Raw genomic sequence first — 23098 nt, forward strand, 5'->3', positions numbered from 1 at the left:
AATTGCAAGGCTGTTAATACAATGCAGAAAAAAATTCCTGCCAATTTGATCACCGGTTTCCTGGGCTCCGGTAAAACCACCGCCATTCTGCACTTACTCAGGCAGAAGCCCGAAAACGAAACCTGGGCTGTGCTGGTCAATGAGTTTGGCGAAGTCGGTATTGATGGTGCCCTGTTACAGGGCTCTTCGGCACGTAATGATGTATTCGTGCGAGAAGTGCCCGGTGGCTGTATGTGCTGCGTGGCCGGGCTCCCCATGCAGATTGGCCTTAATATGCTGATCGCCCGCAGCAAACCGGACCGGCTGCTGATTGAGCCCACCGGGTTGGGCCATCCCCAGGAAATTATTAACACACTGCAAGGAGAGTATTACCGTGAGATTCTGAGCCTGGAAGCCAGTATCTGCCTTGTGGATCCGCGCAACCTTGAAGATACCCGATACCTTGAGAATGACAATTTTCGGGATCAGATTCATCTGGCCGATGTTCTGGTAGCCAACAAAACTGACTTATCCTGCGAAACTGACCGTAGGCGTTTTGAGCAGTTTGCAGACCAGCTACCGTTGCCAAAACCTGAAACGGCCTGGGTAAAGCAGGGGGCACTTTCCGTAGAGTGGCTGGATCTTCCTCACCGTGATCGTGTGGCGGTTAACCCCAAAGCCCACCATGCACATCAGAAAAGTCCTGATCAGCTCCAGACCACGGAAGCCATGGTTCTCAAGCTACCTGAAGGCCAGCTTTTTCTCCGCAAGGAAAACACAGGCCAGCATCATTTCAGCTGTGGCTGGCTGTTTTCTGAAAGCACTTCGTTTTCATTTGACCGGCTGTTTTCACTGATTCATGCACAAACTGCCCAGCGTCTAAAAGCGGTGGCAAAAACAGACCAGGGGGTGAAAGGTTTTAATATGCAGGATGGCATTGTCAGTGTGATAGAGATTGAAGAAACGTCAGATAGCCGCCTGGAAATCATCAGCAGCGCACCTATGGACTGGGATGACTTTGAAACCAGGCTACAGGAAACCATTATTTTCCAACCGGCAGCATAAGCCGGTTTTTTCAGTAAATTGTGCTGTTATTTCAGTAAGAACTTTCTCCTGAAAAGAGCCGTCATCTGAAAACTCCATCCATGCATCGGGGCTCCAACCGGGAAAAAAGAATATCCCGATAAAGCTGGTTACCCTCTACCACTTCTGCAAGAAAAGCTTTTCCTTCTCCTGCCTGCCAAAAAATTACTCTTTATCTTATGTCTAACATTTATTAGACCCAGAATTTGAACTTTCCTACCCGACATCTTGTCAATTTAAGTGATAAGTAGTTAACCAAATGAAACTAAATCAACAACATATTTTCATATTGATAATAAATTCTCAGGATAATTGTGATGAATTTCGATAAAATAAACCTCCGCCCTGATTCTGGCAATGGTTTCAGTGCACACTCTCAAGATACTGAAAGCGGGCAAGTCGATTTTGGCCCCTTTTGTGTAGATATATCCCCAACCCCGGCTGACACTCATTTGTCTCAAGTAGGTGGAGTTTCAACTGAAGCTGATCAGGATAATTACACCTTCAGATTTGAAAACGTTGATACTTTTTCATCTGATGAAGCCGTCAGCCACCTGAAGGCTACCCCTGCATTGATTGCAAACACTGGCAAAGTTGTTGAAAAAAATGGAAAATTCCCCGTTGAGTTTATTAATGAAATTACCGACTTATTGAAAAAAAACCATACTCTTACAGAATTTTCCGAATTGATAAAATATAAAAATTCACTGATGTTATTACTGAAACCCCAAGAGGCAAAGGACGAGGACAATATAAGCTGCAATGAATACGTAGATTTAAAAGATATTGTTATTAAGGGCGTCCCGATAACATCAGATTTAGATTTGAAGGAGCATTTACTGAAGCCAGACACTGAGCCAGAAGTAGAAACAGTTTACTCATTTTATAATGGTGATTCGGATACTTCTGACTGGCAAGATACGCGGATTGCCTTTGGAATTCTGAAAAGCGGTGATTCATTCCAGTTCCAATATTTTTTCAATGTCAGTAGACAGAGTTTCGATTTAGATAGCCCTGACCTCATTATTGCACCTGACTGGAAAATTTTGATTGATAATTTAGCAGATGATGATCTGAAAACATTTGTAACAAATATGAGTAAATCCAATTCCGCCTTGTTACACGATTGGCTTAACCCACTCCCAACAGTCAGCCTTACTGATACACGTGAAAAATTAAAAATTGTTTTAAATCCCGATTTATTGGATAAGTTTTGTCAACAAGTGATCAATAATTGAGTCACCTGCTCAAAACGGGCTGTTGCACACCCTATTCACAGGCCAGGTAAGTAGCTGGCCATATGGAATCATATATTTCTGGCTACTTGGGCAGGTGCTATGCGAGGCACAACGGAGGGAGCATAGCCGTAGCTATGTGACCGGAGTTGTAACGAAGCAGAGTGCCTGAACAAGGAGTCAGAAATATATGATTTCATATGGTTAACTACTTATTAATGGGGGCGGCGGCCGGTATCGAACAGCGTAACAACCCTGCCCCTGGATTTCAGTTTTTTTGCCAGGGAATTTCCCATCGTGGATTTTCCTGCTCAATGCGTCCCTTCAATCACAACCAGTAGCATTCTGCTACCTTGTATGCACCACTTCAGAGAGTAAGGCTGATCATGAACTACACTCAGCTATTTATCTTCCTACTGGCAGCCGGTATGGTTAATAATTGCAAAGCATCCAATTCAGTGTCCGACCATGGTAACGGGATATCAATAGCAATGGACGAGATTAACTGGCAGTCTCATTGGGAGAACAATAACATTGGCTTCCATCTTGATCAGGCCAACCCTATGCTGGTTAAACACTGGCCCAAAATACGTGCAGTACCAAAGGATATGGTGTTCGTTCCGTTGTGTGGCAAGAGCCTTGATATGGTTGAGCTCCATAAACAGGGACACTTTGTTATTGGCTCCGAGTTGAGCGTGGTGGCTGTAGAAGCCTTTTTTTCCGAGCAAAACCTCAATTACACAAGGCAGGCAGCAGGTGAACATGAGTACTGGTCCAGCGAACGATTAGCCCTGGTCCGGGGGGATTTTTTTACCCTGACAGCAGAGAGTATTCCGGCCAGATTTGTTTATGACCGGGCAGCCCTGGTTGCACTCCCTCCCGGCAAGCAGGAAGCTTATATAGAACAACTCCTGCGTATCGCACCGGATATTGAGCAAATCCTGCTGATCACGGTCGAATATGATGATACTGCCGCAGCAGCGCCACCATTCAGTATCCCACCCAATCGGGTAAAAGCACTCTACGGTGACCACTTCGAGATCGATCTGATTGAGACACGGGACACCAAACCTTCACCTCGAAAACAGGCCCAGGGTTTGCAGGTAATTACAGAGCATGTTTTCAAACTTGACCGGAAGTAGTTTCTAACTACTTATTCCGAGCCAGCAATGCCAATCCCTTCTCCTGCCTGATATCACCGGGTGGTTTTTTTCTGTCGTCTAACCTCTACTTTTTTATCTGCCATCCACACGTCTTTTGTGATTGATTGGGCTGTAAGCAGGAACTTTTTAAAGAAGGGACAGTCTCAAGCAGAAATTCAATATTTCTAGAATTCAATGAACACTTCCAACGCTGGCCCAAATTTCGGTTTTGTTTATCCGTGTTTTCAGGATTGGTCAGGAACACCTTTAGCAAACCCTTATGCTATCAGCACACATCAAGGTATGGCTGGCTGTTATGTACAGATAGTCAATTCACCCCATGTCAGATATATAAATAAGCACATAACCAACCAGAACATGCCGACTCCTACTACACGTTCCCTTAACGATTTTTCTATTTCTTATTCACCACCCACTGAAAACAAACCACCGTTTCCTGGAATCTATGTACAGGCAGCTCTTGATGCCATTGCACCTTGTGATGTAACCAGGAAAGCCGCTGATGATTTTACAAAAACGGATTTAACCCCAAGAAGCTCTCAACGAATAGCTCAGCAATCACCCTCACAAAATGCATCAGTCAGTTTTGCTCAGTCATCATCGCGTCCAGTGGCTGTAATTGGTCCATTGAATACAGCTACACAACAGCAAGCGTGTAAAGAAACTGGCTGGTTGAAATTAACTGAACCATCCGGTTCTGGTGAACCTCTGCTTGTTTCGCCCAAAGATGACTGCACTTTGGCAAGAGATATGCCAAAGCAGGCAAAAAGTAAAGCCAAATATGCCACATCCGATAAACGCAGGGCTAGCAGGGCCAGATACGCCAAATCCCAAAAAGGCAGAGTCAATAATTCCAGAAGAGTAGCCAGATACACCCAAACTGCTAAAGGTATGAAAATAAAAGCCATATGTAATGCAAGATCAAACGCCTATAGAGCAGCCTTAAAAAAAGGCTTTAGTGAAAAAGTAGCGAGGGAAAAAGGAGAGCTGGCAGCGAATGCAAAAAAAGCAGAATTATCATCACTTCCCTCTCTTCCCCCGCCTTCAGCCCCCCTGACTGAAGGAACATTAACATTCCTGATGAAACTCTCCTCACCCAGAGTGGTAAGCAATCGAAGCTAAAAAACAGCTACCAAACCGGAAAAGTCAGTGGGTTCGGCAGACAGATTTACGTTTACGTAAGGGGAAGCTATACTCAAGTCGTGATTAGAAAGAAGCGTCTTCAACACGCTGCCAATAACGAGCACAGAACCATGTCCGAGAGCACGTTCACTATTTCAGAACTCGCCAGGGAGTTTGACCTCACTCCCAGGGCGATACGCTTTTATGAAGATCAGGGGCTACTCAGCCCAAAGCGTAATGGTCTGCAGCGCGTATATAGCAAGAAGGACCGCGTTCATCTTAAGCTTATTGTCCGGGGCAAGCGTCTTGGCTTAAGCCTGGCTGAATCCAGAGATTTGATTGCGCTGTATGACCCGACGTCCCGAAATAAAAAGCAGCTCCTGGCAATGCTGGATGCCATTGATACGTCCAGTATGCGCCTTGAGCAACAGCTGCAGGACATTCACATAATGCAGGATGAACTTATCGAAGCCAGAAAGCGCTGTGTTAAAGCCCTGAAGGAAAGCGAACAGTAAACCGTTAGATAAAACTCCCACAGCAATAACAATAAAAAGTGAGGAAGCCCAAATGAGCCAATACGCAGAGCTGAATTTCAACCTTGGAGAAACCAACGACATGCTCAGGGAGCAGGTCAGACAGTTTGCGGCAAAAGAGATTGCGCCAAGGGCCATGGAGATCGACCAGACCAACCAGTTCCCCATGGATCTCTGGCAGAAAATGGGGGATATGGGCTTGCTGGGTATCACCGTATCTGAACCGTATGGCGGCTCAGCCATGGGGTATCTTGCCCATGTTATCGCCATGGAAGAGATCAGCAGGGCTTCTGCTGCCGTAGGGCTTAGCTATGGTGCCCACTCCAACCTCTGTGTCAACCAGATTTTCCGGATGGGTAACGATGCGCAAAAAGAACAATATCTGCCTGACTTGATCAGTGGCCAGGCCATTGGCGCACTGGCCATGAGTGAACCGGAAGCCGGTTCCGATGTCGTCAGTATGAAGCTCAGGGCCGAAAAGAAAGGCGACCGCTTTATCCTGAACGGTAACAAAATGTGGATCACTAATGGCCCTGATGCCTCCACCTGCGTGATCTATGCCAAAACGGAACCGGAAAAAAGATCCCGTGGCATTACCGCCTTTATTGTTGAAAGGGACTTCCCCGGATTCTCCAGGGCCCAGAAACTGGACAAACTGGGCATGCGGGGTTCAAACACCTGCGAACTGGTGTTTGAGGACTGTGAAGTGCCTGCCCGAAACGTGCTGGGCAACCTCAATGGCGGTGTTGAAGTGCTGATGAGCGGACTGGACTACGAGCGGGTGGTGCTTTCAGGAGGCCCCACCGGCATCATGCAGGCCTGCCTGGATGTGGTTCTGCCTTACATTCATGACCGTAAACAGTTTGGCCAGTCCATCGGTGAGTTTCAGCTGATTCAGGGCAAGGTTGCCGATATGTACACCCGGATGAATGCCTGCAAAGCTTACCTCTATGCTGTCGCTGGTGCCTGTGACCGTGGCGAAACAACCCGCAAGGATGCGGCTGGCGTTATTCTCTACTGTGCCGAAACAGCAACAGCACTGGCACTGGATGCCATCCAGATACTCGGTGGCAATGGCTATATCAATGACTACCCCACCGGACGCCTGTTAAGGGATGCCAAACTGTACGAGATCGGTGCCGGCACATCGGAAATCCGTCGTATGCTGATCGGCCGGGAGCTGTTTCAGGAAACCGGACATTAAACGGAGGGGGATTGTCATGGTGGCACTTACCACAACAATAGCCATAGACAGCGCAGAATTTAATGACAACCGTCGTCAAATGCAGGCACTGGTTGATGAACTGCAGCAGAAGTCTGATCACCTGAAACAGGGAGGCCCTGAAAAGGCCCGCCAAAAACACATCAGCAAAGGCAAACTGCTGCCCAGAGATAGAATCGCCCTGTTGCTGGACCCTGGCTCCCCATTTATGGAAGTCGGACTTTTTGCGGCCGACAAGGTCTACAGCGAAGCAGTACCCTGTGCCGGCGTGGTGGCCGGTATTGGCCAGGTTTCAGGCCGTGAGTGCATGATTGTCGCTAACGATGCCACCGTCAAAGGCGGCAGCTACTTTCCACTCACTGTTAAAAAGCATTTAAGAGCCCAGGCCATCGCCGAGCAGAATCACCTGCCCTGTATCTACCTGGTGGATTCCGGTGGTGCCAATCTGCCCAGACAGGATGAAGTGTTTCCTGACCGGGAACACTTTGGCCGGATTTTCTTTAATCAGGCCAATATGTCGGCCAGGGGGATTCCACAAATTGCTGCGGTGATGGGTTCCTGCACGGCCGGCGGCGCTTATGTTCCTGCCATGGCAGATGAAAGCATTATTGTCCGCGGTCAGGGCACCATTTTCCTTGCTGGCCCTCCCCTGGTGAAAGCCGCCACCGGTGAAGAGATTAGCGCTGAGGCACTCGGCGGTGCAGACGTTCATTGTCGTCAATCCGGCGTGGCCGACCATTACGCCAATGATGATGCCCATGCCATCCGCCTGATTCGACAATCGGTGTCCCGCCTGAATCGGGTAAAGAAAAGTTATTACGATCTCCGGCCAGGTACTGAACCACTGTATGACATCGAAGAGCTCTATGGGGTTGTCCCTTCCGACCTGAGACAACCCTATGACGTCAGGGAAGTCATCGCCCGTATTGTTGATGGCTCCGATTTTGATGAGTTCAAGGCGCTGTTTGGGGAAACGCTGGTGTGTGGCTTTGCCCGAATCCATGGGCATCCGGTGGGGATTGTTGCCAACAACGGCATACTCTTTTCCGAATCCGCCCAGAAAGGTGCGCACTTTATCGAACTGTGCTGTCAGCGCAAAATGCCACTGGTATTTCTCCAGAATACCACCGGTTATATGGTGGGATCCCAGGCGGAGTCCGGAGGTATTGCCCGCCATGGCGCGAAAATGGTCAACGCCGTTGCCTGTGCCAGAGTCCCCAAATTCACGGTGATAATCGGCGGCAGCTTTGGTGCAGGCAATTATGGCATGTGTGGCAGAGCCTACGACCCCCGGTTTCTCTGGAGTTGGCCCAATGCCCGTATTTCGGTGATGGGCGCAGAACAGGCCGCCAATGTCCTGGTCCAGGTCAAACGTGATGCCATGGAAAAACAGGGTCAGGCATTAAGTGAAAAGGAAGCCCGGGCCATTCGTCAGCCCATTCTTGAGAACTACAATCACCAGGGCAACCCTTACTACGCCAGTGCACGACTCTGGGATGACGGGGTGATTGATCCGGCGGATACCCGTACCGTCCTTGGACTGGGTCTTTCTGCGGCAATGAATGCCCCCATTGAAGACACCCGCTTTGGCATATTCAGGATGTAAGGTGCACATCACAATGAACTATAAAAACCTGACCCTTGATATCAGTGACCAAACCCGTCAGATCGCTACGCTCTGTCTCAACCGACCTGAAACCGGCAACGCCCTGAATAAAGAGCTGATTGCTGAAATGCACCAGGCTTTTGATCAGATTGAGCAGACGCCCACCCGCCTGCTGATACTCAAAGCCAACGGTAAACATTTCTGTACCGGTGCTGACCTCAACTGGATGAAACAGTCGAAAGCACTGAGCAAAGAAGAAAATCATCAGGATGCACGACAACTGGCCAGCCTGATTCAACGGCTGGACCGGTTCCCTGCCCCTACTATAGCGGTGGTCCAGGGTGCAGCATTTGGTGGTGCCCTGGGGCTGATCACCGTCTGCGATATCGCCATCGCCGGTCGATCAGCAAAGTTCTGCCTGAGCGAAGTCAAGCTTGGGCTTATTCCTGCGATCATCAGTCCCTATGTTGTTCGAGCCATGGGAACACGCCAGGCACGACGCTATTTTCTCAGTGCAGAAACCATCTCAGCCAAACAGGCTCTGCGCCTGAACCTGATTCATGAACGGTGTAAAGAGCAGGATTTATCATCGACAGTCGAAGCACTTTGTGACCAAATCATTCAAAACGCCCCGGTTGCCATGGCTGAAGCGAAACGATTAATTGATGACGTCAATCATCGGCTGATTGATGAAGACCTCATTAATCTGACCTGCGAACGGATTGCCAGTATTCGTATTTCACCGGAAGGTCAGGAGGGATTGAGCGCTTTTCTGGAAAAGCGTGCTCCGGGCTGGGGAGAGCCATTAGCCAGTAAAAAGCCATCAGCCAATGAAAAGCCATCAGCAGAGGAGCAACACCATGATTAAGCGCCTGCTGATTGCCAACCGTGGGGAAATCGCCTGTCGTATTATAAAAACAGCCAATGCCATGGGTATGGAAACCATTGCCCTCTATTCCGATGCCGACCATCGGGCTCTCCATACGACCATGGCCACTAAAGCAGTCTATGCTGGCCCAAGCCCTGCTCTTGAGAGTTACCTGGATATTGAGAAAATATTGTCCATAGCAGAACAGGAAAAGGCGGATGCCATTCACCCCGGTTATGGCTTCCTGTCGGAAAATGCCGACTTTGCCCTGGCCTGCCAGCAAAAAGGCATTATCTTCGTAGGCCCTCCAGCTTCGGCCATTGATGCCATGGGCTCAAAAAGTGAAGCCAAGAAAATCATGGCAGAGGCCGGAGTCCCTCTGGTTCCCGGTTACCACGGCGAGCACCAGAGTAACCAGCAGCTGATGGCTGAAGCTGGACACATTGGTTACCCCCTGCTGATCAAGGCTGCTTTTGGTGGCGGCGGTAAAGGGATGCGTGTTGTTGAACATTCAGAGCACCTGGAGCAGCAGCTGGAGTCGGCAAGGCGTGAAGCAGAAAAAGCTTTCGGCAATGACCAACTGCTACTTGAACGTTTTGTCACAAAAGCGCGGCATGTAGAAGTTCAGATTTTCTTTGACCAACAGGGAAATGGTGTGTTCCTTTTTGACCGGGACTGCTCTTTGCAGCGCCGACATCAAAAAGTGATTGAAGAAGCCCCCGCCCCCGGCCTGACTCCCGGACTGCGCGAAGCCATGGGCAATGCCGCCGTCGCCGCCGGAAAAGCCATCGGCTATCAAGGGGCGGGTACCGTGGAGTTTCTGCTTGATGGTGATCAATTCTACTTTATGGAGATGAATACCCGCCTCCAGGTAGAGCATCCGGTAACGGAAATGGTCACCGATCTGGACCTGGTTGAGTGGCAGTTAACCGTGGCCTCCGGCCAGCCTCTGCCATTGGATCAGACATCATTACACGGCCATGGCCATGCCATTGAAGCCCGGTTGTATGCAGAAAACCCAAGGCTGGATTTTCTACCCACCTCCGGACGCATTCTGGCCCTGGAATGGCCAGAGACCCATGGCAACCTGCGTATTGATACCGGTATTCAGGCCGGTGACAGCATCACCGCCTGGTACGACCCCATGATGGCAAAAATCATTGCCAGAGGCCCCAGCCGACAAGCTGCAATAGCGCAGCTTCAGACGGCGCTGGCCCAGTATTATCAGGCAGGGATCTGCGATAACCGGGACTTCCTGGCGCATCTGCTGGCAACGCCGGCATTTATTGATGCCAAACTCAGTACTGACTTTATTGATCATCACCCTTTTCCCGCTTTATCCCCGGAGCAAAGAGAGCAGCTGTTAGCGGTTGCGGCTATTTATCAGTTTGAATGTGGCAACCTCGCCAGACCGGATGAGTTACTGCCAACCTCATTTGGCTCCACTTTCAGCACAGAATCCCTGGTTCAGCTTTATCTGGATGAACAGCGCTGGCTGGTCAGGATCGATAAACAGTCCAACCGTTATCTACTCCGTATCGGAGATAAATCACTGACGATAACCGCCAACGTTAACCACGAAACCTGCGGCGCATCCGTGAGCCTCCGTTTTGACACCACAGACGCAGAGAAATTACAGCCAATCATTTGCCGTATAGTTCACCAGCCCGGGGAATTATTGAAAGTCATTCTTCCAAAAATCAGCTATGAAGTTGCACTCCCCGGCCATCCCATGGAACAGGAAGACCATCAGGATAATGTACCTCTTGCTCCGATGAGTGGCTCCATCACCTGCGTGATGGTCAATGAGGGCCAGTCTGTGGCGCAGGGAACCCCGCTGCTGATGCTGGAAGCCATGAAGATGGAGCACTGCATCACTGCCAAAGAGTCCGGAACCGTTGAGCGGATACTTTATCAGGCCGGAGACCAGGTTGGGGCAGGTTCACCATTACTGACGTTCATCGAAAAACCATAAAAACAACAACACGGAGTAAAGGGATGTCCAGTGATACCGCCAATTCACAGCAACTGCCTGACAGGGTAACGCTGGTTGAGATGGGTGCCAGAGACGGGCTGCAGAATCAGCCGGAGATACTCACTGCCGGGATTCGCTCTGAGCTGATCAACCGTCTTGCCAGAACAGGACTGAAGCGTATTGAAGCGGGCAGCTTTGTGTCTCCAAAAGCCGTTCCGCAAATGGCAGACTCCCACAACGTTTTTGAGCTTCTTCACCGTCAACCGGGGATCACCTATGGTGCCCTGACCCCAAATCTCAAAGGTTTTGAGGCAGCCCTGGCCGCTGGCGCTGATGAAGTAGCGGTATTTGCTTCAGCCTCAGAAGGGTTCAGTCAGAAAAATATCAACTGTTCCATTGCCGAAAGCCTGCACCGTTTTGAACCGGTTATGGCTGCGGCAAAAAATCACGGTTTAAACGTCAGAGGCTATGTTTCCTGTGTGATGGGATGCCCCTATGAGGGCGAAGTCCACCCTTCCGCTGTTGCCGGGGTAGCCGAACAACTCTGGCAAATGGGCTGCTATGAAATTTCCCTGGGCGACACCATTGGCGTTGGCACGCCCCTCAACGCCAAAAAAGTGCTGGAGCACACTTCCCGGCATATTCCCGTCTCAGCCCTGGCAGCACACTTTCACAATACCTATGGCCAGGCGCTGGCCAATGTTTTAGCACTGCTCGAAGAGGGGCTTTCGATAATTGACAGCTCGGTTGCCGGTCTGGGAGGTTGTCCTTATGCCCCCGGAGCATCAGGCAATCTGGCGACGGAGGATGTGGTCTATATGCTGCACGGTATGGGCATAAAAACCGGGATAAATATGGAGGAACTGCTCAAAGCGGCTACATTCATTTGTGACCAGCTGGGCATACCCTCAAGATCAAATGCCGGGTTGGCATTGAGCCGGTCGATTCATCCTTCCGAGTGAATTACAACTCGCGAATCCAGAGAAGACCCCAGAAAAGAAGCCAAAAGAGAAAGCCAATGTCAGCACTGTGGATACCGGATCAAAACACAATAACATCATCCAATCTTCAGGCGTTTATCAACCGCGTAAAAGAAGTCACAGGTTTGCCACTGGAGGATTATTCTGATCTATACCAATGGAGCATTGAAGAGCGCCCGGCCTTCTGGCAACGGCTGGCAGAATTCTACCGCGTACAATTTCATACCCAACCCTCCGCGCCCTTAATAAACGACAGTATGCCAGGCGCTCAATGGTTTCCTGACTCAACACTGAACTATGCAGAACACCTGCTGCAACAAAGAGATAATAAAACAGCCCTGGTATTCCAAGGTGAGAATGGCCGTCGCCGAACCCTGAGCTACCGGGAACTCTATCAATCAGTAGCCGCAGCTCAACAGGGGTTGATTGAAGTCGGCATCAAAAAGGGGGATCGTATTGCGGCCTTTATGCCCAACTGCCCGGAAACCATTATTCTGATGCTGGCCGCCACAGCGCTCGGGGCAATCTGGTCATCCTGTTCGCCAGATTTTGGTATTCAGGGCGTTCTGGACCGTTTCGGACAGATTGAGCCCCGGCTCCTGCTCACGGTTGACGGTTACTTTTATGGCGGTAAAACCATCGACTGTATGGCAAAAACACCACAGATTCAGCAAAACATCCCATCGCTGGAAACCACGGTCGTTGTGCCTTTTGCCAATCCGGAACCGGATATTGTGCAACTCAACAATGCGGTGCTCTGGACTGATTTCTGCCAGCCATCCAATGAATCGGTGAGTATCGTCCCTGTCGAGTTTAATCATCCACTGTTCATTATGTACTCTTCAGGTACCACTGGCATTCCCAAGTGTATTGTTCATGGTCATGGTGGAACGCTGTTACAGCATTTGAAAGAGCTGGGTCTTCATACCGATCTGAAAGCACAGGACACGATTTTTTACTTTACCACCTGTGGCTGGATGATGTGGAACTGGCTGGTTTCATCACTGGCCCTTGGGGCCACTGTCGTTTTGTACGATGGCTCACCGTTTTATCCCGAACCTGCAACCCTGATGGATATGGCAGAGGCGGAGAAGGTTTCCATTTTTGGTACCAGCGCCAAATACATTGCCGCCCTGCAAAAAGCCGGCGTCAAACCTGCTAGCAGTCATAACCTTCAACATCTCAAAGCCATTCTATCGACAGGCTCTCCCTTGCTGCACGAAAGCTATGACTATGTCTTTCAGGAGGTAAAAGCGGATGTCCGGCTTTCTTCCATATCCGGTGGCACGGACATCATCTCCTGCTTTGCCCTGGGCTGCCCGATACTGCCGGTCTATCGCGGTGAACTGCAATGTCGTGGGCTGGGTATGGATGTTCACTTTGTGGATACCACAGGGTCTCCGCTAACTGAAGCAAAGGGAGAGCTGGTCTGTCAGTCCAGTTTCCCGTCCATGCCCGTTGGCTTCTGGAATGACCCCGATGGCAGCAAGTACCACAACGCCTACTTCAACGAGTTTGCCGGGATCTGGGCTCATGGCGATTACGGCGAGCTGACCCGGCATGGCGGCGTTATTATCCATGGCCGGGCCGATGCCGTATTAAATCCGGGAGGTGTCCGCATTGGTACTGCCGAGATTTATCGCCAGGTTGAAAAGGTAGAAGAAGTACTTGAGAGCATTGCGGTAGGACAGGAATGGGAAGACGACACACGCATTGTGTTGTTTGTGCAGCTTCGTGATGGCGTGACACTTGATGATCAATTGATCCGGAAAATCATCCAGACCATTCGCAGCAACACTACGCCTCGTCACGTTCCCGCCAAAGTTCTGCAGGTCACCGACATTCCAAGAACCATCAGCGGTAAAATCGTCGAGCTGGCAGTGCGTGAAGTTATTCATAACCGGCCGGTAAAAAATACCGATGCCCTGGCCAACCCGGATGCCCTAGATCAGTTCAGACACCGTCAGGAGCTTTTTTCCTGAGCTTTTCAAAGTACCGAAGGGCTCACGCATTTCAGGCTGGCCCGTTTCATGCGCTTCTCGGGAATTTTCACAGCAAAGTAACGCACTCAGGACTATTCTACCCTGCGGGTTGTTTGCTCTTTGTCGTGAGAATCCCCGAGTCAGGCACGAACAGGCCTTCACTACCCGTATGGCATTTTCATTATGCTGGAAGACCGAACAATCCAATTACAAAATCCCATGACTGCCTGTGGCGGTCCCGGGAATTTGAGCAGTAGGAAACCAGCACAATAATTAACGCCATCGTGAGGGAGTGATTTTGATAAATCCACCAACCATGCCCGGCAGCGTTACCGGCAGCGCCTCACAACCAGCAACAAGCCAGTCTGTTGAGCCACAGGGACGGTGGGGGCGGCTGGGTGTGTGTTCAGAATCTGACGCCATACCGTTGTTACAGGACAATAACCGGGAGGCAGATCCGGTAAACGACCACAGTGCAATAAAAAACAGACAGCAAGACGTACCGCCGCAGCATCGTAAACCGGCCAGCACCACACCCCGGACTCGCCAGCTGCCGAACCCGGCCGTGGTGCCAAGTGTTCCGTCCAACCTCGCTGCTGCCAATGGGACAGCCACAGCTGACGATAACAGTGACCGGTGGATAGCGGTGCCGGATGCTGCAACCCTGGGCAAGATCGGCCATGACCCTGACTATCCACTCAATGGTACTTACCGACAGACCGGGGATATTGATGGTAGCCAGTTGGGCCAGCCCATTGGTAATGATACTCACCCATTTACCGGCAGCCTCCGTGGCGAAAACGGCACCATTGGTAATCTCAGCCATTGTCTGGTGCAAACCCTGGGAGCTAATGGCAAGATCGATGGTCTGAGGTTTAACGGTGTCTTTATAAGAGACAAAGGTCCGGTTGCGGTAGCGGCCTGTACCATTGCAGACGCGGCCTTGGTCAGTAATATCCGCGTTAAGAATGCCCATGTAGAAGCCCTTGGCGACAGTGCGGGGATTGCCGGGGGGAATGTCCGGGGAACGGTGCTCAACACCACCGCCGTGAACTGCACAGTGGCAGCCTCCGCTGGCGTGGAAGACGCCGGAGCAGCAGGGATTGGTGCCGGGTTTCTCCGTGATAATGGCAGGGTTGTCGGCACCACTGCGGTGAACTGCACATCGGCCAGCTCTGAATATTCAGGGGCAGCAGGCATCGGTGCAGGGAGGTTTATGGCAGGTGTCAAAGCATGGGGGCGTCGTGATGGTCATGGCACGGTTGCCAACACCACGGCGGTGAACTGCAAAGTTGAAAATTCCGCTCAATATGGCGGTGCAGGCATTGGCGTGGGTACGGCTTTTAATGATGGCACGATTGCTCACACGACGGCGGTGGACTGTACAGTCGAAAACACCGGTGAGGATGGCGACGCAGGCATTGGCCTGGGCAAATCTGTTTTTTTTGACATGGTTGCCAACACCACAGCGGTGAACTGTACCGTGGCCGCTTCCGGTTTGCGTGGCAATGCAGGCATCGGCGCAGGGGGAGGCAGTTTTTCTCTGGCAAATGTTGCTAACACCACAGCCGCAAACTGCACTGTGGCACACTCCGGCCCCGGCGGGAACGCCGGTATCGGAGTGGGCATGGTTGGTGGCGGATTTGAATCTGGAAAGGTTGTTGGCACCACCGCACTGAACTGTACAGTGACAACCTCCGGCAAGAGCGCAGATGTTGGCATCGGGGTGGGAAGATTTTTAACTCATGGCAATCTTGCCTGCACCACAGCAATCAATTGCGAAGTCGACAGTGAGTATGGAGATGCTGGTGTCATGGGTGGTCCTGAAGCTGGTATCTGTAATGTCCGAATCAATGGACAGTGGCAGAACAATACCGACCCTGGTTGTCATCCCTGGCTGGAAAATTTATGTGCAGGTATTGACCCTGGTCTGCTGCCGCCGAATTATCGACCCGATGTTTATAATTTTACGGCACTGGCAAACAATCAAATTCGTCAGTGTGGGTTCTTCCCGACCACAATCCCAACAACAATCCCAACAACAACCCCACCCACATCGGGTAAAAGCAGCTCAAGGGATGTGAACCTGAATCAAGCCGCTTTAGCCGCTATAGCCCTGGGCGGTGTACTCTTGGTGCTGGTGGCTGGCTTGTGCATCTACCGCTACTATCGCAACCGGGCATCGCCTGCGGCTGGCTATAGCCCCCTATTGTCCGGGAGTACAGGAGACAATCCCGTGAACAGATCCCCCGAATGCTCCGTGAACTCACTGCCCGATATTGCCGAAGAAAGCGATGATGATGAATTGGTGCCATTACTCAGGTTGGTATATCCACCGAAGGTGGTGAAAGTCATTTGCTCACTGAAAGGGCGTTTATCATGAATAGCGTCACAAATTCGATCAACAATTTGAGTAATTTTTCCACCTGTGCTCTCTGTAACGTCCCAACAACCAGTTCATTTGGCGGGCGATCGGTAGTCACCGCGTCGTGCAGCAAGTCCCACCAATTCCATCTTGACTGCATTCTTAAACCATTGCTTGATCAAGCCAGGGCTGGGGCTAGGCGGAGTATACTGCATTGTACTGTCTGCTCGGAGCAACCTGTCCTGCCGTTGCTTCGTGACTCTCAGCCTGTCGCTGAACATGCCTGTCGTTATGGGGATCTGGAAGCATTGGAAAAGGTGTTGGATCTTGATATCAACAATATAGGCTGGGAACAACCCGGAGCAGCCACTTATGGCGATAATCTGGAGAGCAGAGTTAGCGACCTGGGACGGATGGCCGCTAAACACGGTCAGGTTGAGTGCTTGCAATTATTGTGGGAAAAATCAAAAGGGCAAGGGCCACTCCCCAAGCCTAACCATGTCTTTTATGCAGCGGCTGCCAATGGCCGGATTGAGTGTATGGAGTGGGTATTAAGCACCTGGGTCAACAGGATAAGCAGAGATTACATTACCGAAAAACTTAATAAGGCAATGCGTGAAGCTGCCAGAGAAGGTCAGGTAGAGTCTATGCGGTATTTGCTGAAAGAGGGGGCAAACGCAGCTGTTAGCGCTCTGCATTGTGCCTCGCTAAAAGGCCAAACTGATTCAATCCGATTTCTGCTGAAATCATGTGACAGTTTTAAGGGTCTCGACAGTAAACGACATACTGAGATTTTAAATAAGTCTCTGACATACGCCACCGACAAAAATCAACCCGGGAGTGTGCAAGTTTTGCTCGAGGAGGGACGAAAACTCGTTGGTCGTCTTGATCTCAATGATGCTTTGTTCAATGCCATTAGGCATGGCAGCACCCAGTGCATACAACCTCTGATTGCTGAAGGTGCTGACATTAATGGCAGACTGAAAGGATTCGACGTTGCTTATCACACGCTTCTTACCCGGTCGGTTAGTTGTCAAGACAAAAAGCTCATGAATGCAGTTATGCTCGCCGGGGCAAATGTCGATGTTAAAAACCAGTTTGGCGACTGCGCACTTCATATCGCCGCTGGACTTGATGATGTTACCTACCTGCGAAAACTCCTTGAGTCTGGGGCGGATTGCAATGCCAGAGATCAACAGGGCCGTACAGCCCTCCACCTGGGCAGCCGGACTGACAATGTAGAATGTGCCGAAACTCTGATCAGGGCTGGGGCCAATATTAATGCCAGAGACTGCTCCGGTGAAACTCCGCTCTTTGCGGCTACCAGAAAAAACAATATTAGATATATTTTGACCCTTATTGATGCCAATGCAGATATTAACGTCAAAAACTACAGGGACAAGACGGCGCTGGATTTTGCCAGTGATGCACAATGCAAGCGAGCACTTATCGGAGCCGGAGCCAAGTACAGCTGGGATTTAAATCCATTAGATGCTGCAGACGCTTTGGACGATAGAAGACAGTGCACTTTAACCTGATCCAGATTGGCTGCTTTGGTTTGGACAAGAGAAAAACCCGTTCTTTTCTTGCTATTCCATGGGCAGGCCGATGCCGTATTAAATCCGGGAGGTGTCCGCATTGGTACTGCCGAGATTTATCGCCAGGTTGAAAAGGTTTTTCATTATGCTGGATGACCGGACAATCAAATTGCAAAGACCCATGACTGCCTGCGGCGGTCCCGGGAATATGAGCGATAGGAAACCAGCACAATAATTAACGCCATCATGAGGTAGTGATTTTGATACAGCCACCAGCCATGCCCGGTAGCGTTACTGCCAGCGCCTCGCGACCTGCAACAACCCAGTCTGCCGAGCCACAGGGACGGTGGGGACGACTGGGTGTGTGTTCAGAATCTGACGTCATACCGTTGTTACCGGACAATACCCGGGAGGCAAACCCGGTAAACGACTACAGTGCAATAAAAAACAGACCGCAAGACCTACATCGTAAATCGGCCAGCACAACACCCCGAACTCGCCAGCTGCCGAACCCGGCCGTGGTGCCAAGTGCTCCGTCCGGCCTTGCTGCTGCCAATGGGACAGCCACAGCTGACGATAACAGTGGCCGGTGGATAGCGGTGCCGGATGCTGCAACCCTGGGCAAGATCGGCCATGACCCTGACTATCCACTCAATGGTACTTACCGACAGACCGGGGATATTAATGGTAGCCAGTTGGGCCAGCCCATTGGTAATGATACTCATCCGTTTACCGGCAGCCTCCGTGGCGAAAACGGCACCATTTGTAATCTCAGCCATTGTCTGGTGCAAACGCTCGGTGGTCCGGGCCGGATCGATGGCCTGAGCTTTAACGGTGCAAATATAAAAGACAAAGGCCCGGTCGCGGTAGCGGCCTGTACCATTGCAGACGCTGCCATGGTCAGTAATATCAGCGTTAACAATGCCAGGGTAGTAGCCCTGGGTGACAGTGCGGGGATTGCCGGGGGGGATGTCCGGGGAACGGTGTTCAACACCACCGCAGTCAACTGCTCCGTGGCAACTTCCGCTAGCGGCGAAGAGACCGGGAACGGGAACGCAGGTATTGGTGCCGGGCTACTTCGTGGTAATGGTAATGTTGTCGATACCACTGCGGTGAACTGTCACGTGACAGCTACCCTCAGGGATGGAAGTGCAGGCATCGGCGCGGGTACGGCTTTTGGGACTGGCACGCTTGCTGACACCACGGCGGTGAACTGCACAGTCGAAAACTCCGGAGATTATGGCTACGCAGGTGTTGGCGCAGGCAGAGCTGCTTTTTTTGGTATGGTTGCCGACACGACAGCCGTGAACTGTAACGTGACAGCTTCCGGCCTGGATGGAAGTGCAGGCATCGGCGTGGGGGGAGGCGTTTTTAGTTTGGCAACTGTTGCCAACACCACAGCGGTAAACTGCAATGTGACAACCTCCGGCACTCGCGGGGGTGCCGGCATCGGGGCGGGCACGCTTTTAACTGGACTTGATTCTACAAAGATTGCTGACACCACCGCACTGAACTGTACCGTGGCATCCTCCGGAAAGGACGCATGTGCTGGCATCGGAGCGGGAATATTAGATTCTAAAGCCATCGTTGCCAGCACCACAGCGATAAATTGCGAAATCGACAGTGAATATGCAGTGTCTCCTATCACGGGTGGTTCTGACCCTGATATCTGTAATGTCCGTGTCAATGGACACTGGGAAAACAATACCGTCCCTGGTTGTCAGCCCTGGCTGGATAATTTATGTGCAGGTATTGACCCTGGTCTGCTGACGCCAGATTGTCGGCCTGGTGAGGCACTGGCAAACAATCCTGTTCGTCAGTGTGGGTTCTTCCCTGTCGTCCCGACAACAACCCCAACCACTTCCAGCAATAGCAGCTCAAGGGCTTTGGACCTGAGTCAAGCCGCTATAGCCGGTATTGCCCTGGGCGGTGTGCTTTTTGTACTGGTGGGGGTTTTGTGCATCTACCGCTACTGTCGCAACCGGGCATCATCTGCGGCTGGTTATAGCCCCATATTGGCCGGGAGTACAGGGGACAATCCCGTGAACAGATCCCCCGAAGGCTCCGTGAACTCACTGTCCGATATTGCCGAAGAAAGCGATGATGATGAATTGGCGCCGTTACTCAGGTTGGTATAGCCACCAACAGCGGCAATTCTGCGAGCAATATACTTCAGAACGCAGCGTGCGCCCAAAAAGGGATAAAGTGCGTGGAATAATTTAGTCTGGATTGTAGCAGCCAACCTTCGACTCCGCTTCAGGATGAACGGAGATCAAGCTCGAAACAGGGAAGTTCCGAAAAAGTGCTTTTCAGGAAACAGTGGTTGCCACCACAGGAATCTGTGACCTTGTTCGTCTGGGAAATACGGGAATTCAGTCCCCCATAACGTGACCTTCCCGTCGTGGATCAGCAGCCCCTTCCAGGCCTGACTTCTTTATAACAATGGCATGCAGACCGCTGTTCAGATCACGGACCGATACCTTATACCCCATTGCTTTTAGTGGTTTTACCAGCTTTTCCGCATCCGTTCCGGACTCAAGTTCATAAGAGCCCTGCATATTGATTCGGTGAGATAGACTAACGGCTTCATCCACGGGTAATTGCCAGTCCAGATGAGCAATAACTGTTTTGACAACATGAACAATTATACGACTGCCACCCGCTGAGCCAAGAACCATATAGGGCTTGCCATCACGTAACACGATAGTGGGCGTCATAGAAGACATTGGTCGTTTCCCTGGTGCTATGCGATTGGCTACCGGTTTGCCATCAATCAATGGACGGAAGGAAAAATCCGTCATGGAGTTATTCAATAGAAAACCACGGACCATCAGGCGTGAATCAAAAGCATTCTCTACGCTGGAGGCCATCGCCACCGCATTGCCATCACCATGCACAGGACGTCCTTCAGGATAAAAGTAGTTTCTCGTGTTTTCATAACGCCCCAGACGTGTCTGGTCCATGGCAACAAGTACCACAACGCCTACTTCAACGAAATTGGCCAATCCGGATGCCCTGGATCGGTTCAGACACCGACAGGAGCCTTTTTCCTGAGCTTTTCGAAGTACTGAAGGGTATCAATACGGGCTCACGCATTTCAGGCTGGCCCGTTTTATGCGCTTCTCGGGAATTTTCACGGCAAAGTAACGCATCCAGGGCTATTCTACCCTACGGATTGTTTGCTCTTTTGCGTGAGAATCCCCGAGTCAGGCACGAATAGGCCTAGGCCTTACCCACCCGTGTGGCATTTTCATTATGCTGGATGACCGAACAATCAAATTGCAAAGACCCATGACTGCCTGTGGCGGTCCCGGGAATATGAACGGTAGGAAACCAGCACAATAATTAATGCCAACATGAGGGAGTGATTTTGATACAGCCACCAACCATGCCCGGCAGCGTTACTGCCAGCGCCTCACAACCAGCAACAAGCCAGTCTGTCGAGCCACAGGGACGGTGGGGACGACTGGGTGTGTGTTCAGAATCTGACGCCATACCGTTGTTACAGGGCAATACCCGGGAGGAAAACCCGGTAAACGACCACAGTTCAATAAAAAACAGACAGCAAGACCTTCAGCGTAAACCGGCCAGCACATCGCACCGGACTCGCCAGCTGCTGAACCCGGCCGTGGTGCCAAGTGCTCCGTCCGGCCTCGCTGCTGCCAATGCGACAGCCACAGCTGACGATAACAGTGACCGGTGGATAGCGGTGCCGGATGCTGCAACCCTGGGCAAGATCGGCCATGACCCTGACTATCCACTCAATGGTACCTACCGACAAACCGGGGATATTGATGGTAGCCAGTTGGACCAGCCCATTGGTAATGATACTCATCCGTTTACCGGCAGCCTCCGTGGTGAAAACGGCACCATTGGTAATCTCAGCCATTGTCTGGTGCAAACCCTGGGAGCTGAAGGCCTGATCGATGGCCTGAGCTTTAACGGTGTCTTTATAAGAGACAATGGCCCGGTCGCGGTCGCGGCCTGTACCATTGAAGACGAGGCCATGGTCCGTAATATCCGCGTTAAAAATGCCCATGTAGAAGCCCTTGGCGACAGTGCGGGGATTGCCGGGGGGAATGTCCTGGGAACGGTGCTCAACACCACCGCAGTGAACTGCACAGTGGCAGCCTCCGCTGGTGGGGAATGCGCTGGATCAGCAGGGATTGGTGCCGGGTTTCTTTATAATGGCACGGTTGTCGGCACCACTGCGGTGAATTGCACATCCGCCAACTATGAATATTCAGGGGCCGCAGGCATTGGTGCCGGGAGGTTTATTGCAGGTTTTAAAGCAGTGGGGCGTCGTGATGGTCATGGCACCGTTGCCAACACCACGGCCGTGAACTGCAAAGTTGAAAACTCCGCTCGATATGGAAGTGCAGGCATTGGCGTGGGTACGGCTTTGAATCATGGCACGATTGCTCACACCACGGCGGTGGACTGTTCAGTCGAAAACACCGGTGATTATGGCGACGCAGGTATTGGCCTGGGCAACGCTGTTTTTTTTGACATGGTTGCCAACACCACCGCGGTGAACTGTACCGTGGCCGCTTCCGGTTTGCGTGGCAATGCAGGCATCGGCGCAGGGGGAGGCAGATTTCCTTTGGCAAATGTTGCTAACACCACAGCCGCAAACTGCACTGTGACAACCTCCGGCCCGGGCGGGAGCGCCGGTATCGGGGCAGGCATGATTGGTGGCGGATTTGAATCTGAGAAGATAGTTGGCACCACCGCATTGAACTGTACAGTGACAAGCTCCGGCAAGAGCGCAGATGCTGCCATCGGAGCGGGGGGATTTCCCTATTATGACAATATTGCCTGCACCACAGCGATCAATTGCGAAGTTGACAGTCAGTATGGAGATGCTGGTGTCATGGGTGGTCCTGAAGCGGGTATTTGTAATGTCCGTGTCAATGGAGACTGGCAAAACAATACCAACCTTGGTTGTCATCCCTGGCTGGATAATTCAGTTGCAGGTATTGACCCTGGTCTGCTGCCGCCGAATTATCGGCCCGATGTTTATAACTTTACGGCACTGGCAAACAATCAAATTCAACGGTGTGGGTTCTTCCCGACCGCAATGCCGACCACAATCCCAACAACAATCCCGACAACACCCCCCACCACTTCGGGTAAAAGCAGCTCAAGGGATGTGAACCTGAATCAAGCCGCTTTAGCCGCTATAGCCCTGGGCGGTGTACTCTTGGTGCTGGTGGTTGGCTTGTGCATCTTCCGCTACTATCGCAACCGGGCATCACCTGCGGCTGGCTATAGCCCCATATTGGCCGGGAGCACAGGGGACAATCCCGTGAACAGATCCCCCGAAGGCTCCGTGAACTCACTGCCCGATATTGCTGAAGAAAGCGATGATGATGAATTGGCGCCGTTACTCAGGTTGGTATAGCCACCAACAGCGGCAATTCTGCGAGCAATATACTTCAGAACGC

Annotated in this window: 16 protein-coding genes; 15 read left to right on the forward strand and 1 reads right to left on the reverse strand. The window is 51.3% G+C overall.

Annotation, left to right across the window (positions count from 1 at the left end; all coding sequences use genetic code 11):
• Window positions 1–21 precede the first annotated feature (21 nt).
• The 14 genes from ACO6UY_RS10055 (at window position 22) to ACO6UY_RS10120 (ending at window position 19789) form a co-directional block, all read left to right on the forward strand.
• Window positions 22–1044: a CobW family GTP-binding protein gene (locus tag ACO6UY_RS10055; RefSeq protein WP_422450335.1), complete on the forward strand. Its 1023-nt coding sequence runs from the start codon at window positions 22–24 to the stop codon at window positions 1042–1044.
• A 335-nt stretch (window positions 1045–1379) separates the two neighbouring features.
• Window positions 1380–2300, forward strand: a complete 921-nt coding sequence (locus ACO6UY_RS10060) for a hypothetical protein (RefSeq protein WP_422450334.1) — start codon at window positions 1380–1382, stop codon at window positions 2298–2300.
• Between the two features lie 488 nt (window positions 2301–2788).
• Complete coding sequence (locus ACO6UY_RS10065; protein ID WP_422489794.1) at window positions 2789–3439, forward strand: thiopurine S-methyltransferase; 651 nt, start codon at window positions 2789–2791, stop codon at window positions 3437–3439.
• A 195-nt stretch (window positions 3440–3634) separates the two neighbouring features.
• The gene (locus ACO6UY_RS10070) at window positions 3635–4582 is read left to right on the forward strand and encodes a hypothetical protein (RefSeq protein ID WP_422450332.1); all 948 of its coding nucleotides are present in this window, start codon (window positions 3635–3637) and stop codon (window positions 4580–4582) included.
• Window positions 4583–4713: 131 nt separating this feature from the next.
• Entirely contained in the window at window positions 4714–5097 is a 384-nt protein-coding gene (locus ACO6UY_RS10075) for a MerR family transcriptional regulator (protein ID WP_422450564.1), read from the forward strand.
• Window positions 5098–5149: 52 nt separating this feature from the next.
• Entirely contained in the window at window positions 5150–6319 is a 1170-nt protein-coding gene (locus ACO6UY_RS10080) for an isovaleryl-CoA dehydrogenase (RefSeq protein ID WP_422450331.1), read from the forward strand.
• A 16-nt stretch (window positions 6320–6335) separates the two neighbouring features.
• Window positions 6336–7943: a carboxyl transferase domain-containing protein gene (locus tag ACO6UY_RS10085; RefSeq protein ID WP_422450330.1), complete on the forward strand. Its 1608-nt coding sequence runs from the start codon at window positions 6336–6338 to the stop codon at window positions 7941–7943.
• Between the two features lie 13 nt (window positions 7944–7956).
• Complete coding sequence (locus ACO6UY_RS10090) at window positions 7957–8811, forward strand: enoyl-CoA hydratase-related protein (RefSeq protein WP_422450329.1); 855 nt, start codon at window positions 7957–7959, stop codon at window positions 8809–8811.
• On the forward strand, window positions 8804–10786 hold the full coding sequence (locus ACO6UY_RS10095; protein WP_422450328.1) for a biotin carboxylase N-terminal domain-containing protein: 1983 nt from the start codon (window positions 8804–8806) through the stop codon (window positions 10784–10786). Before ACO6UY_RS10090 ends, ACO6UY_RS10095 begins: the two co-directional genes overlap by 8 nt.
• Before the next feature lie 23 nt (window positions 10787–10809).
• Window positions 10810–11748, forward strand: a complete 939-nt coding sequence (locus tag ACO6UY_RS10100; RefSeq protein ID WP_422450327.1) for a hydroxymethylglutaryl-CoA lyase — start codon at window positions 10810–10812, stop codon at window positions 11746–11748.
• 56 nt (window positions 11749–11804) lie between these two features.
• A complete protein-coding gene (locus ACO6UY_RS10105; protein WP_422450326.1) occupies window positions 11805–13748 on the forward strand; it encodes an acetoacetate--CoA ligase in 1944 nt (647 codons plus the stop codon).
• Window positions 13749–14046: 298 nt separating this feature from the next.
• Entirely contained in the window at window positions 14047–16131 is a 2085-nt protein-coding gene (locus ACO6UY_RS10110) for a hypothetical protein (protein WP_422489796.1), read from the forward strand.
• A 230-nt stretch (window positions 16132–16361) separates the two neighbouring features.
• Complete coding sequence (locus ACO6UY_RS10115) at window positions 16362–17651, forward strand: ankyrin repeat domain-containing protein (RefSeq protein ID WP_422450324.1); 1290 nt, start codon at window positions 16362–16364, stop codon at window positions 17649–17651.
• Window positions 17652–17911: 260 nt separating this feature from the next.
• The gene (locus ACO6UY_RS10120; RefSeq protein WP_422450323.1) at window positions 17912–19789 is read left to right on the forward strand and encodes a hypothetical protein; all 1878 of its coding nucleotides are present in this window, start codon (window positions 17912–17914) and stop codon (window positions 19787–19789) included.
• Window positions 19790–20023: 234 nt separating this feature from the next.
• Here the strand turns inward: ACO6UY_RS10120 and ACO6UY_RS10125 are convergent, their stop codons facing one another.
• On the reverse strand, window positions 20024–20656 hold the full coding sequence (locus ACO6UY_RS10125; protein WP_422450322.1) for a gamma-glutamyltransferase: 633 nt from the start codon (window positions 20654–20656) through the stop codon (window positions 20024–20026).
• Between the two features lie 365 nt (window positions 20657–21021).
• Here ACO6UY_RS10125 and ACO6UY_RS10130 point away from each other — a divergent pair, with 365 nt between their 5' ends.
• Window positions 21022–23055, forward strand: coding sequence for a hypothetical protein (locus ACO6UY_RS10130; RefSeq protein ID WP_422450321.1), 2034 nt, complete (start codon window positions 21022–21024; stop codon window positions 23053–23055).
• Window positions 23056–23098 lie beyond the last annotated feature (43 nt).

This window comes from Endozoicomonas sp. ALE010, from assembly GCF_049310165.1.
Taxonomy (GTDB): Bacteria; Pseudomonadota; Gammaproteobacteria; order Pseudomonadales; family Endozoicomonadaceae; genus Endozoicomonas.

Coding starts and splice junctions, on each gene's coding strand:
- ACO6UY_RS10060 (WP_422450334.1), top strand. CDS start 1,380: ATGAATTTCGATAAAATAAACCTCCGCCCTGATTCTGGCAATGGTTTC.
- ACO6UY_RS10085 (WP_422450330.1), top strand. CDS start 6,336: ATGGTGGCACTTACCACAACAATAGCCATAGACAGCGCAGAATTTAAT.
- ACO6UY_RS10065 (WP_422489794.1), top strand. CDS start 2,789: ATGGACGAGATTAACTGGCAGTCTCATTGGGAGAACAATAACATTGGC.
- ACO6UY_RS10080 (WP_422450331.1), top strand. CDS start 5,150: ATGAGCCAATACGCAGAGCTGAATTTCAACCTTGGAGAAACCAACGAC.
- ACO6UY_RS10090 (WP_422450329.1), top strand. CDS start 7,957: ATGAACTATAAAAACCTGACCCTTGATATCAGTGACCAAACCCGTCAG.
- ACO6UY_RS10075 (WP_422450564.1), top strand. CDS start 4,714: ATGTCCGAGAGCACGTTCACTATTTCAGAACTCGCCAGGGAGTTTGAC.
- ACO6UY_RS10055 (WP_422450335.1), top strand. CDS start 22: ATGCAGAAAAAAATTCCTGCCAATTTGATCACCGGTTTCCTGGGCTCC.
- ACO6UY_RS10105 (WP_422450326.1), top strand. CDS start 11,805: ATGTCAGCACTGTGGATACCGGATCAAAACACAATAACATCATCCAAT.
- ACO6UY_RS10100 (WP_422450327.1), top strand. CDS start 10,810: ATGTCCAGTGATACCGCCAATTCACAGCAACTGCCTGACAGGGTAACG.
- ACO6UY_RS10070 (WP_422450332.1), top strand. CDS start 3,635: ATGAACACTTCCAACGCTGGCCCAAATTTCGGTTTTGTTTATCCGTGT.
- ACO6UY_RS10095 (WP_422450328.1), top strand. CDS start 8,804: ATGATTAAGCGCCTGCTGATTGCCAACCGTGGGGAAATCGCCTGTCGT.